This window comes from Brachyspira hampsonii (assembly GCF_001746205.1).
GTDB classification, from domain to species: Bacteria; Spirochaetota; Brachyspiria; order Brachyspirales; family Brachyspiraceae; genus Brachyspira; species Brachyspira hampsonii_B.
Map to the genome: position 1 here is coordinate 104046 of NZ_MDCO01000006.1, position 13160 is coordinate 117205.

General features: G+C 28.1%; 14 protein-coding genes. 5 read left to right on the plus strand and 9 right to left on the minus strand.

The window, feature by feature from the left end; all coding sequences use genetic code 11:
- Positions 1-53: 53 nt before the first annotated feature.
- The 3 genes from BFL38_RS03575 to BFL38_RS03585 all read left to right on the plus strand — a co-directional run bounded on the left by BFL38_RS03575 (position 54) and on the right by BFL38_RS03585 (position 2377).
- Positions 54-767, plus strand: coding sequence for an amino acid ABC transporter permease (locus BFL38_RS03575; RefSeq protein WP_069725768.1), 714 nt, complete (start codon positions 54-56; stop codon positions 765-767).
- Entirely contained in the window at positions 760-1488 is a 729-nt protein-coding gene (locus tag BFL38_RS03580; RefSeq protein WP_069725769.1) for an amino acid ABC transporter ATP-binding protein, read from the plus strand. The genes BFL38_RS03575 and BFL38_RS03580 overlap by 8 nt, the downstream gene beginning before the upstream one ends.
- A gap of 151 nt (positions 1489-1639) precedes the next feature.
- Complete coding sequence (locus tag BFL38_RS03585; protein ID WP_069725770.1) at positions 1640-2377, plus strand: site-2 protease family protein; 738 nt, start codon at positions 1640-1642, stop codon at positions 2375-2377.
- A 6-nt stretch (positions 2378-2383) separates the two neighbouring features.
- Here BFL38_RS03585 and BFL38_RS03590 read toward each other — a convergent pair whose 3' ends face one another.
- The 4 genes from BFL38_RS03590 to BFL38_RS03605 are packed head-to-tail and all read right to left on the minus strand — an operon-like array spanning position 2384 to position 5071.
- A complete protein-coding gene (locus BFL38_RS03590; protein WP_069725771.1) occupies positions 2384-3274 on the minus strand; it encodes a hypothetical protein in 891 nt (296 codons plus the stop codon).
- Positions 3275-3289: 15 nt separating this feature from the next.
- Entirely contained in the window at positions 3290-4363 is a 1074-nt protein-coding gene (locus BFL38_RS03595) for a peptidylprolyl isomerase (RefSeq protein ID WP_069725772.1), read from the minus strand.
- A 25-nt stretch (positions 4364-4388) separates the two neighbouring features.
- Positions 4389-4796 carry a DUF948 domain-containing protein gene (locus tag BFL38_RS03600; RefSeq protein WP_069725773.1) on the minus strand — a complete coding sequence of 136 codons (408 nt, stop codon included), beginning with the start codon at positions 4794-4796 and terminating at the stop codon, positions 4389-4391.
- An 8-nt stretch (positions 4797-4804) separates the two neighbouring features.
- Positions 4805-5071 (minus strand): YtxH domain-containing protein, encoded by a 267-nt coding sequence (locus tag BFL38_RS03605; protein WP_069725774.1) that lies wholly within the window; start codon positions 5069-5071, stop codon positions 4805-4807.
- A gap of 352 nt (positions 5072-5423) precedes the next feature.
- On the opposite strand from BFL38_RS03605, the gene BFL38_RS03610 reads away from it, so the two are divergent.
- Both BFL38_RS03610 and BFL38_RS03615 read left to right on the plus strand, forming a co-directional pair.
- On the plus strand, positions 5424-5936 hold the full coding sequence (locus tag BFL38_RS03610; RefSeq protein WP_069725775.1) for a PaaI family thioesterase: 513 nt from the start codon (positions 5424-5426) through the stop codon (positions 5934-5936).
- A 112-nt stretch (positions 5937-6048) separates the two neighbouring features.
- Entirely contained in the window at positions 6049-7842 is a 1794-nt protein-coding gene (locus BFL38_RS03615; RefSeq protein WP_069725776.1) for a glycosyltransferase, read from the plus strand.
- A gap of 3 nt (positions 7843-7845) precedes the next feature.
- Here BFL38_RS03615 and BFL38_RS03620 read toward each other — a convergent pair whose 3' ends face one another.
- The 5 genes from BFL38_RS03620 to BFL38_RS03640 form a co-directional block, all read right to left on the minus strand.
- The gene (locus BFL38_RS03620) at positions 7846-8118 is read right to left on the minus strand and encodes a hypothetical protein (protein WP_069725777.1); all 273 of its coding nucleotides are present in this window, start codon (positions 8116-8118) and stop codon (positions 7846-7848) included.
- Positions 8119-8451: 333 nt separating this feature from the next.
- Positions 8452-9405, minus strand: coding sequence for an ABC transporter permease (locus BFL38_RS03625; RefSeq protein ID WP_069725778.1), 954 nt, complete (start codon positions 9403-9405; stop codon positions 8452-8454).
- A 39-nt stretch (positions 9406-9444) separates the two neighbouring features.
- Positions 9445-10560, minus strand: a complete 1116-nt coding sequence (locus BFL38_RS03630; protein ID WP_069725779.1) for an ABC transporter permease — start codon at positions 10558-10560, stop codon at positions 9445-9447.
- Positions 10561-10722: 162 nt separating this feature from the next.
- Complete coding sequence (locus tag BFL38_RS03635; RefSeq protein ID WP_069725780.1) at positions 10723-11568, minus strand: Rpn family recombination-promoting nuclease/putative transposase; 846 nt, start codon at positions 11566-11568, stop codon at positions 10723-10725.
- A 56-nt stretch (positions 11569-11624) separates the two neighbouring features.
- A complete protein-coding gene (locus BFL38_RS03640; RefSeq protein WP_069725781.1) occupies positions 11625-13154 on the minus strand; it encodes an ABC transporter ATP-binding protein in 1530 nt (509 codons plus the stop codon).
- Positions 13155-13160 lie beyond the last annotated feature (6 nt).

The following is a 13160-nucleotide window of genomic DNA, read 5'->3' on the forward strand; positions in this document are numbered from 1 at the left end:
TATATTATACTATTTAAGAAGAAGATATATTTTTTATAAGGGTTTATATATATATGCTTGAATATTTAGAACTTCTAAAGTTAATATTCATATCAAATGATAGATATATTTATATTATAAAAGGGTTATTATTTTCTGTAGAAACAACTGCATGTGCTACAGTGATAGGTATTATATTGGGTATATTAGTTGCTTTGCTTCAGCTCTCTGAATTTTACCCATTTAAAAACTCTAAAAAATTTAAAGATTTTAATCCTTTAGCAAAATTAGCATTCTGGTATGTAAATATTTTAAGAGGAACTCCTATTGTAGTACAGCTTATGATATGGGCTAATATTGTTTTTGTTGATAATTTAAGAAATACTCCTATACTTATTATAGTTACCATTGCTTTTGGTATAAACTCCGGTGCTTATGTTGCTGAAATTATAAGAGCAGGAATACAAAGTTTGGATAAGGGACAAATGGAGGCGGCAAGAGCTTTAGGTATGAATTATTCTATGTCTATGAAAGAAATTATAATACCTCAGGCCATAAAAAAAATACTTCCTCCTTTAGTAAGCGAATTTATAGCTTTGCTTAAAGAAACTTCTGTTGTAGGATTTATAGGGGGAGTTGATTTACTTAGATCTGCAAACATCATAACAAGCCAGACATATAGGGGTGTTGAGCCTTTACTTGCTGTTGGTATAATATATTTTATACTTACTTCTATATTTGCTATGATTATGAAGAGAGTAGAGGAGGGGTTAAAAGAAAGTGATTAAGGTAAAAAATTTACATAAACAATTTGGGAAATTAGAAGTTCTTAAAGGTATTGATGTTGACATTGCAAAGGGAGAGATCATTGCCATAATAGGACCTTCCGGAAGCGGCAAATCAACATTTTTAAGATGTCTGAACAGACTTGAAGAACCTTCTAAAGGTGATATTATCATAAACGGCAAAAACATAATGGATAAGGATACTAATATTAACATTATGAGACAGGAACTTGGTATGGTATTTCAGCATTTCAATTTATTTCCTCATAAAACTGTTATGGAAAATATCACTTTAGCTCCTATGAAAGTAAAGAAAATTTCAAAAGAAAATGCTGAGAAAAAGGCTATAGAACTTCTTAATAAAGTAGGATTAGTTGATAAAAAAGATGTTTATCCGAGCAAACTTTCCGGAGGACAGAAACAGAGAATAGCTATAGCTAGAGCTTTGGCCATGGAGCCTGATATTATGCTTTTTGATGAGCCTACTTCTGCTTTGGATCCTGAGATGATTAAAGAGGTTTTAGATGTTATGATAGAGCTTGCAAGAGAAGGCATGACTATGTTAATTGTTACTCATGAAATGGGTTTTGCAAAGAATGTTGCTACTAGAATACTTTTTATGAATGACGGACAGATACTTGAAGATGAAAAACCTAATGAATTCTTTTCTAATCCTAAACATGACAGAGTTAAAGATTTCTTGTATAAAGTATTAAATCATTAATTGTAATAATATACAATAAAAAATAAAAATTATACTTTTTATTATATAAAAGTTTATCTTATAATAGTTTTATATGTTTTAATCTTAAGTTGATTTTTTAATTTAGTATAGAAATAATTTTTGATAATAACAATTTTTAAGGAAACAGATAATGGTTTATGAAATATTTTCTAACAAACTTTCAATAGGCATCATATCTTATGTTGTATTTATAATATCAGCAAGTACGCATGAATATTCTCATGCCAGAACAGCATTTATGTTTGGAGATAGAACTGCTATGAGGCTTGGAAGGCTTACTCTAAATCCTTTAGCTCATATTGATATATTTGGAAGTGTAGTTCTTCCAATAATTGCTGCTGTTACAGGTATTCCTGTTATAGGCTGGATGAAAGCTGTTCCTGTTAATCCGCATAATTTTAATAATTTTGAAAGAGATCAGGCTTTGGTATCATTTGCAGGTCCTTTTGCTAATCTTATTATAGCATCTATAGCATTTATTATAATGAAAATACTGACATTTACTGCTGACGGTACTTTTATTATATATAAAATAATGATGTTCTTACAAGAGAATAATAACGGATTATCAAATTTTCTGCTCAATGCTTTGCCTATAATTCTTACAATGTTATTTATGTTTTATATGATTAATATAATGCTTATGTTTTTTAATTTATTGCCTTTTCCGCCATTAGACGGAGGCTGGATATTAAGGTTTTTCTTATCTCCAAAGGGCAAAGATACTTATGATAAAATATACCCTTACGGATTTTTAATACTTTATGCCTTGCTTTTCTTTGGAATATTAAGAACTATATTGGCATTTATACAGACTATATCTCAGCATTTATTGGGAAAGAGTATTAATATTATATTTTCTATATAATATTTTTTATCTATTTAAACTCCACCAGCTGCCTTTAGGAGAATAGAACATATATTCTATGGCAAAATTGAATGTTGATGTATTTGGAGCATTGCCTTTTCCATATACTGTTTTCTGATATGATACTGTCATATATAAAAAGTCTGATATTGTAGCTTTAAATTTTACAAATATGTCTAAATAAGAAAGAGTTGATTGTTTGGTATATGGAAATATATAATTAACTCCTGTATATAGGGTGATAAAAGGAGAAGTGATTATTTCTACGCCTCCGGATATTTCACCTGTATTAAGAATATCTTTTAATAAATTATCTCTAGTATCAAATGTATAGCAAAAGAAGAAATTAAGAGGTATTACTTTAGGAATTCCAGCAAACATTATTGTGGTATATAGATTAAAAGGGTCTTTAATATCTGAATATATATGATTATTCTTCATAAAACTATAACTTAATCCTACTTTAACTCCTATAGATAAATACCAATCCAAGAGTGTGGCTTTCATAGTGGCATTAATAGAATCAAAATTAAAATCATCTGTCATATTTGTAGCACTAGTGATATCATTTCTCCAATCTTGTCTTTGATATGTGAAGCTTGTTGATACTCCTAGTTCTAAATATTTAATAGGTCTTACTTTGAAATAAGGCATAAATGTAAAATATAAATCTCTTCTGCTTATATTTGGGTTATTAGGATCCAATATCTGTAATTTTCCATCAAACCAAGAATTATATTCAGAAAATATTCCGCCTATGCCAACAGAAAACATTTTATTTTTTTCTATAAGGGGTGTTACATCAAAATCAAAGTCATTTCTTCTTGCAAAAGATATTTGAGAAAAACAGAATAATATAAAAAAGATAAAATATATAATTGATAATCTATTTTTCATAATATTAGTTAATAATCACTTTTTTAATAATAAATCAATATTCTTTTCTATATTGTATCGGTATCTTAGATCTGTAACTAATATTTGATATTTTTGCTGTGTTTTAGCTTCCACCACTAAGCTGGCTAATGCTTTTTGGGCATCAGCATAAGGCAAAGAATCTATATTATACATTTTACCATATCGCTCATAAGCCAAATTAATTTCTTCTTCTGTAGGAGCAGGTATAGTTGATCTTATGGTTTTGTTTATAAAATTGGCATTAACAGCATTTCTAGTTAAGAAATTTTCTATTGATTTAGCCTGAGGAGTTTCATAAAATCCTTCTTTTTTAGCTTCATACATCATAATTTCTCTAGCTACAAATGCTTTAAACATTCCCTCTTTAGCCTGAAGTTTTAATGCAGCCGGAATATTTGCTCCTGCTTGTTTTATAGACTCATCAAACATATTATTAAATTCTGATAAAGGTATAGTTTTTTCCTCTATAGTAACGCAAGGATCTGTATTAAGCGAATATTTCAAATTGTAATTAGTTTTTGCTGATTCTATGATTTTATCATATTCATTTCTCATACGCTCTTGAAGAATTGTTGTTTCTATTTCCATAGCAACCTGTTCATAAGTTACATTAGGACCTACAGCAGCTCTTATTCTTGATATATTATTATTAAAGAATCTTCTTTTTTCTTCATCTGTTACTACAGCAAAATCATCTGCAACTTTTTCCTGCATATAAAGCTGAGATAATTGATTATCTCTTTCTTTAGAAATTAATTTTAATACTTCTTCATCTTTATCATATCCCTCTTCAACAGCTTTTAAATATATTACTTCCTGATCTATAATTTGAGAAGCAAACTGCCATAATTGAAAATCATTGGTAAGAAGAGCATTAACAGCTTCTTCCGGAGCTCCTCTTAAAACAGTAAGATTAGATATTTCAGACAAGCATTCTTCAACAGTCATAAGTTTTTTTATATTTCCTTCACCGTCTCTTATCCTAATTACCCAATTAGTATCCTCTGAATATAAGAAAGAAGAAAATAATACTATACAAAAAATTGAAAAAAATATTTTTTTTATCATAATAAAACAATTCCTAAACTATAAATCAAAAATCTTCATCATCATTTTCAGTGAAATCATCTTTTTTTCTATTTTTACCGGTAAATATGGCAAATATAGATTTAAATATATTAATAATGCTAAAGTTATTAGATATATTTGAAGTCATTGAACTAAAATTACTAATGCTGCTGGATAAATTATTAAAAGAATCATGGATACTGTCTAATGTTAGTTTAACCTTATTAGCTTCATCATCTACTGTATTTGCAATGCTTCCTATTTTTTCACTAATAGATTCGATATTTTCTAGTATTCTATCGAATCTATTAGTAAATCTAAAATAACCTGCAAGTAAAACAAAAAATATAGCTAAAACTAATATTAATATAGAAATGGCTATAAAAGCTAAAGATATAGCTATAACATTAATTTGAAATGTAATATCCTGCATGTTAATTATTATTCTTCAACAGTTTCTTCAGAATCTTTTTTCTTTCTTTTTTCAAAGAAATCATTTGTTTTTTCTTTTCCTTTTTCAACTAATTCTGAAGTTTTTAATACGCTTCTATGATAAATATCATCTACTTTATATTTAATATTATCCATAGTTTCTTTAATATCTTCTCTAGTTTCTTCTCCGGCTTTTGGTGCAAATAATACTCCCAAAGCAAGACCTGCAGTTAAGCCAAATAAAAATGAAAACATACCTGATACTTCTCTAGACATAATAATATCCTCCTAGTTGTTACATAACTTATCTTTAATATTAAATTTAATTTACATTTTTGTCAACTAATCAAAAATGCTTTTCTAATATAAAAACTAGAAATAAAGTAATAAGTAATATTGTTTTTTTATATAAAAAGCCTTAATATTAGTTTTGTAAATAATGCTAATAAAATTTTTTAAAATATAAGTTTATCACTAGTAAATAATATAAAGCATTAAATTGGCAGATTATTGCTGTTATTAATGTAAGCGGATCATATCAAATATATATTAATTAAACATATAAAAATTATGAGTATATGATAACTTATTTAAGTTTACAATTTTTATTATAATAATAGGAGCTATTATGGAATTAAAAGTTTTGAATAAGCAGAATAATTCTAGAATGTGTCTTGTATGCGGATTTAAAAATGATTTGAGTTTGAAAGCAGAGTTTTATGAGTTGGAAGATAAATCATTATGTGCTTTAGTAACTTTTAAAGATGTGCATCAGGGGTATCCTTCAAGAGTTCATGGCGGTATACTTGCAGCTATTTTAGATGAAACTATAGGGAGGGCTATGATGCCTTATACAGGTGAAGATAAATGGGGTGTTACTATGACTCTTACTACAAAATATAAAAGACCTGTACCTATTAATGAAGAGATAAGAATAATAGGAAAAATCACCTCAGGGGACGGAAGAATATTTGAAGGTGAGGGATATATACTTCTCAATGACGATAAAATTGCTGTAACTGCTAAGGGTACATATATATGTATGGGGCTTGAAAAAATTGCTGAGATGGATCCTAATAATGAAGAAGATTGGTTTGTAGAAAAAAAAGAAACTGATCCTAAAATAATAAATATACCTTAATTTTATTAATTATTATTATAAAGTATTATCACAATTTGACTTTGATTAATAGTTTTTGTATAATACTTTGTACTTTATTTAAATATAAAATTTATTAGCTGAAATGTAAATTATGAAAGTAAATGAATTAGTATCTATATTAGTTCCTGTTTATAATATAGAAAATACAATAGAAAAAAATATCAATATATTAATAGATAAAGTTTCACCATTTTTAATGAACTTTGAAATAATTATTTCTGATGATGGAAGCAGCGATAACTCTAAAGAAGAAATAAAAAAATTATGCTCAAACTTTCAAGAAAATAATAAAAACTCAAACTTAAAAAATATAATAGGAGTTTATGCTATAGAAAATCAGGGAAAAGGACATGCTTTAAAAAGGGCATGCGAAGTTTCTAATGGAGAGTATATAATATTCTGCGACGGAGATATGGAAATAGATCCTTCACAATTAGAAAATTTTTTTGTGATTATGCAAAAAGAAAATGCTGATGTAGTTATAGGCTCTAAAAGACATAAAGATTCTATAGTTAATTACTCTAATATAAGAAAATTAATATCTTTTATATATTTTATGTTTGTTAAAATATTTTTTCATCTTCCTATACAAGATACTCAGACAGGATTAAAACTTTTCAAAAGAGATGCTATCATAAATATTTTTCCGAGAATATTGGTAAAGGCTTTCGCTTATGATTTAGAAGTTTTAGCTGCATGCAATTCAAATGGTAAAAAAATAGTATCAGCACCTGTTATAGTTAATCCAAACAGACATTTCGGATTCATTAAGTTTTCAGTATTATGGAGAACTTTTATTGATACTTTGGCAATATTTTATAGGCTTAATATAGTACACTTTTATAGAGATTTATTTTCTGAACTTAAAGAAAAACCTCTTGTAAGTATTATAATACCTTTAAAAAAAATTAATGATTATATAAAAGAAGAAACACAGTATTTACTTGAACAGATATATACCAATTTTGAAGTGATAATACTTCCAGATAAATATACTGATGATGAGATTAATATAGAATTATTTAAAGATGCTAGAATAAAAATTATAGAAACAGGGGAGTTTCCTCCAGCTATAAAAAGAGCAATGGGGGTGAAAAAGTCAAAAGGAAGTATATTAGCATTTTTAGATGATGATACATACCCAGAAAAAGATTGGCTTTTGAATGCATTAAGAGCTATGGAAAGTAAAAAAGTTTATGCTCTTGGAGGACCTGCGGTAAATACACCAAAAGATAATTTCTCAAAACAGATAAGCGGACTTATTTATAGTTCAACACTTATGAGCGGAAAGCATAAGGCTAGATATATACCAGATAAGGTGCAGTATGTTAATGATTATCCAAGCTGCAATTTTATTATCACAAGAGAGCTTTATGATAGGGTAGGAGGCTTTGACAGTGAATATTGGCCTGGTGAGGATACCATACTTTGCAATAATATCATGAAAGCAAATGAAAAGATATTGTATACTCCGGAAGCATTGGTTTATCATCATAGAAGGGATTTATTTTTCGGGCATTTTAAACAGCTTAAAGGTTATGCTTGGCATAGGGGATATTTTGTAAAAAGGTTTGGAGGTAATTCTTTGAGTTTGTCTTATTTTATACCTTCAGTATTTTTACTCTATACTATATTTGTGCCTTTTGCATTATATTTTGATTTGCCTACGCTTTTAAACAATTATATACCGGCTATCAATAGAAATATATTTTTAGCTTTATTATTATTTCCGCATAGTTTTTATGCATTATGTCTGCTTGGAAGCTGGATTAGTACATTATCGCCTATAAAGGGTTTTTGTAAGGCTATAGGTATATTTCTATCCCATTTAACTTACGGCTTTTTCTTTATAAAAGGATTTATTAAAGGACTTATAAAAAAATAATTTTTAAAACTCTATGAAATATAATTCCATTTTTTTTATTATACTTGATAGTGCTTTAACTTTTTCATCATCTTCAATATTTGATATTTGATATTTTGAAGGATTTGACTTTATCATATCCAATAATTCAAATGATAATACAAATAGATTCTCTGTTAGAATATCATCTAATTCCATATTATCTTTTAGTAATTCATCTATTTCTACAGCATTGCACAATAAATTTTCATAATCCAAATTTTCCGTTAGTCCATTTAATTTATCATAATTTACCATAATCAAACTCCTTTTTACATATTTTACAGTATATGAAAAATATAATATAAAGTCAAGATTATGTAAATACTATATAACAAAATATTTAGTCATACTAACAATTAATTATAAAAATAAAATATAGTAATTTTGTATATTTATATATTAAAATAATAACATGTATAACAGTAAAATATTACTTTTATAATTAATAAATTACGAAAATTTCATATATATAATTTTATCAATTACTTTTGCAATAACTATAATTATCCAGAGTTATTTTTTATTAATAGTCATAAATATTATTTTAGAATAACTCATATAAAAAATTATTATTACATATCAAAATTATTACCTAGCCCCCTTATCATAAGGAATGCCTGATGCCTTAGGAGCCTGAGAATTTTTAGATGTAAATGCAAGCACTATTATAGTTGTAATATATGGAATCATTTTATATATGTTATTGGATATAGGAAGACTTGCAAGTATAGGTATTCCAGAATAAGCAGAGGCTAAAGTTTTCATAAGTCCAAAGAAGAAAGCGGCGTAAAGTATTTTCATAGGCTTCCACTGACCGAATATGAGTACCGCCAAAGCTAAAAATCCGTATCCTGCAACAGTAGCATTGAAGTTTGTAGAAGTAGGAATAACAAATACTAATCCTCCTAAACCTCCCAAGGCACCTGATATAGCAACACCAATATAACGCATTTTATAAACATTAATACCAACAGAATCTGCAGCCTGAGGATATTCTCCGCAGCTTCTTAGTCTAAGCCCAAATCTAGTTTTATAAAGAATAAACCAAGATAATGCTAATATTATAAATCCTATATATGTTGTTATATATGTGTTTTTAAAAAATAGCCCTCCTATTATAGGAATGCTTCCAAGTATAGGTACAGATTCTATTCTAAAGTTATTGACAAAACTTATTTGCTGAACAGTCTGAATTGCTCTTGTAACATATATAGCAAAAGCAGGAGCAAATATATTTAAAGCAGTACCGCTTATAACCTGATCTGCACTCATACTAATAGCAGCATATGCATGAAGAAGAGAAAATACAAGACCGGATAAAGCTGATATAATCATCGCTAAAAATAATGTTATCATAGGCGGAAAATTGGCACCTAATCTGCTTATGAAAAATATTCCGGTAAAGGCTCCTATTATCATTATTCCTTCAAGAGCAATATTAACAACCCCGCTTCTCTCAGAAAACATTCCGCCTAATGCTACAAGCAAAAGCGGAATAGAAAAAAACATTGTCTGCTGTACTAAAAAATAAATTGTTTCCATTTTAATAAAATCTCCTTTATATTTTCTATTCTTTACTAATTACTCATTAGCATTCTTTTCTTCTTTTTTTATTATCTTCTTAGATATAAATCCAACGATAGATTTAAAAAGCAAAGCAAAAGCACTGAAATATATTATAGCAGATATTATCATCTCTATAATTTCAGGAGTAAAATCATATATCTGCATATAAAAACCACCAACAGTAATATGAGCAATAAAAAGCCCAGCAATTAATATTCCTATAGGGTGAGAAAGTCCAAGCAAAGCAATAGGTATACCCATAAATCCTTCTTCTGCAAGTACATCAACAACCTCTATATGCTTTCCTACTCCAGAAAGATATAAAAGTCCGCCGCCTAATCCTGCCAAAGCTCCTGCTATAACCATAGATAGAATTATATTTCTTTTTTCGTTGATGCCTGCATATTTACTTGCATCTTTATTGAGTCCGCATGCTTTAAGCTCAAAACCGAATGTAGTTTTTGCAAGTATTATATATACTATTATTACTACAATTACAGCAATGAAAAAACCTCCGTTAGCACTTGATCCTTTGAATATCGTATTAAGCCCCATAGTAGGAATCATAGAAGAAGGAGGAATATTCTGAGACTGATTTTTAAGCATATCATAAACTGTAAGCGTAACAAGATAATTAACCAAATACATACCGATATAATTCATCATAATACTTGAAATAACTTCATTAACATTGAAATGCGCCTTCAAAAAACCTGGTAAATAAGCCCAAATACCTCCGGCTATAAAAGAAATAAGCAAAGCAATAATCCAATGTAAAGCAGGAGGAAGAAAAGTACATTTTACGGCAACCAATACAGCAGCATAAGCCCCAACTATAAATTGACCTGGAGCTCCTATATTAAAAAGTCCGTTTTTAAAAGCGAATCCCACAGAAAGTCCTGTAAGTATCAGAGGTGTTGCCGTGTATATAACCTGTCCCAATCCTCTGCTTCCGCCGGAAAAACCGCCTGAAAGTATTGTAATAAAGGCTGGAAAAGCATCATAAACATTACTTATAAGCAGTATTATAAGTCCAAGAAGCAATCCTATAATAATAGCGAGAAAAGAAGAAAATATATTAATAAATCCTTCTTTCTCCAAAATACCTGCAAATTTATTTTTGAAATCCATTAATCACTCCTTTTATAACAATACATTATTAATATTTATGAAACTTGTCAGTTAGTACGCTTACAAGTTTTTTATTTCTTTATTTTTACTATAAAAAAATTATTCGCTCGCTCTAGTATATGACAAATGACTCTGTCCGCCTTAGGCGAATTTGTCATATGCTCATAATTTTTTTACTTCTTCTATACTCAAGCCTGTTAATTTACAAATAAGATTAATGTCCATATTTTCTTTTTTCATATTTCTAGCTATAGATATTTGCTGTTCTTTTTTACCATCTTCAATACCTTTTACACGCTCTTCATTAAGCATTAAGATATTAAAGTAATCTCTTTCATAATTACTATAACCATTATATAAATCATTGCTATTAACAAATTTATAATATTCATCATACACTTCTTTCATTATAGGATTTTTTTTCACTAATACTTTCATTATATCCTCCAATTTATTTTTTGCACTTAAAAATTTAAACCAATCTGATAAACCATCATATAAACTATTATCATTTTTAAACTTCTTCAGTTCTAAAAAATGAATCTCTAAATGATTAGTCAATATATGATTAGTTTCTAATTCTTTTATGAAATAACAGCTATGTGCTTTATCCGAATCTTTTATTAAATTAAAATCTAAAATATTAATACTTATAACAGGTGTCAGATCAGAATATAGATCTTTAGATTTTAAATTTGAGAAATAATTTTTAGCCCAATAGTATAAACTTCTATATATAAAAGACTGATTACCTATTCTTTGTATCTCTATTAAAATAATATCTCCAGATTTTGTTTTTCCTTTTACATCTGTTATAGATTCTTTATCATTTATACTTTCTTTTAAATTAAAAGAATTTAATACTTCTATACTTTCAAAAGGTTCTTGATTAGCATCTATTCTTACAGAATTAATCAAATTTTTTAAAATATGCTCATGTCCTTTTTTAGCAAACATATAACGCATAAAATAATCATTTAAAACATTAAAATCTTTATTAATTTTCATAGTTCAATTCATAAAAAATATTAAAACCATTTACTATATATTATCAACCATAAACTTTAAGCACTCCTCTTAGAGCCAGCCATATAAAGACCAAGTTCATTAATAGTTAAATCTTTATTAAGAACATTAGCTACTATCTCACCTTCATATATAACTAATATTCTATCGCTTAAATTCATGACCTCATCAAGCTCTAAAGATACAAGTAAAACAGCTTTTCCATTATCTCTTTGAGCAATTAATTCTTTATGTATATACTCTATAGCCCCAACATCAAGCCCCCTTGTAGGCTGAACCGCTATAAGTAAATCCGGGTTTCTGTCTATCTCTCTTGCTATAATTACCTTCTGCTGATTTCCTCCAGACATGCTTCTTGCTATAGTTTTAGAGCCTTCAGCACTTCTTATATCAAATCTTTTTATGAGTTCATCAGCATAATTGTCTATTTCTTTAAACTTTAAAAATCCATTTTTTTGAAATTTATCTGTAAAATATGTCTGAAGTATAGTATTTTCTGCCAGAGTATAATCAAGCACAAGTCCATGTTTATGCCTGTCCTCTGGAATATGACCTATTCCGCTTAAAGTTTTATTTCTTATAGATAAATTAGTTATGTCTTTGCCGTTTAAATGAATGCTTCCGCTTGACATCTCTATAAGACCTGTAAGAGCATATATGAGTTCGCTTTGTCCGTTTCCGTCAATACCCGCAATGCATACTATCTCTCCTGCACGAACATCAAAAGAAACATTTTTAACTATGTTTTTTTCACTATGAGGAGATTTAACATTGAGTTCTTTTACTGATAATATTATATCTTTAGGTTTAGCCTCAGTTTTCTCTACTACTAAAGATACCTTTCTTCCAACCATCATTTCTGACATCTCTTCTTTAGTAGTGCTTTTTACATCAATAGTTCCTATATATTTACCCTTACGAAGAACAGAACACCTGTCAGCAACTTCTTTAATTTCATTTAATTTATGAGTTATAAAAAGAATAGATTTTCCTTCTTTTACCAAAGACTTCATTATTTTCATAAGCTCATCTATTTCGTTAGGAGTAAGTACAGCGGTAGGCTCATCAAAAATAAGTATATTATTATTTTTATAGAGCATTTTTAAAATTTCTACTCTCTGCTGCATACCTACAGTTAAATCGCTTATTAAAGAATCAGGATAAATTTCAAGCCCATAAGTTTTACTTAATTCCATTACTTTCTTTCTTGCATCATCAACCTGAAGTATTCCGTTTTTAACTGTTTCCACTCCAAGCATAATATTTTCTAAAGCAGTAAAATTATGAACTAATTTGAAATGCTGATGCACCATTCCGATTCCCAAAGCATTTGCCGTATTAGGATTATCAATATTTACTTCTTTGCCATTAACTTTAATAATTCCTTCCTCCTGTTTATAAAGTCCAAAAAGAACACTCATTAAAGTAGATTTACCGGCTCCGTTTTCTCCAAGCAAAGCATGTATTTCACCTCGTTTTAATTGTATAGTAATATTGTCATTTGCTATTATACCTTTAAAGCGTTTGGTTATATTAAGCATTTCAACTACATATTCTGAATTTTCCATTATATT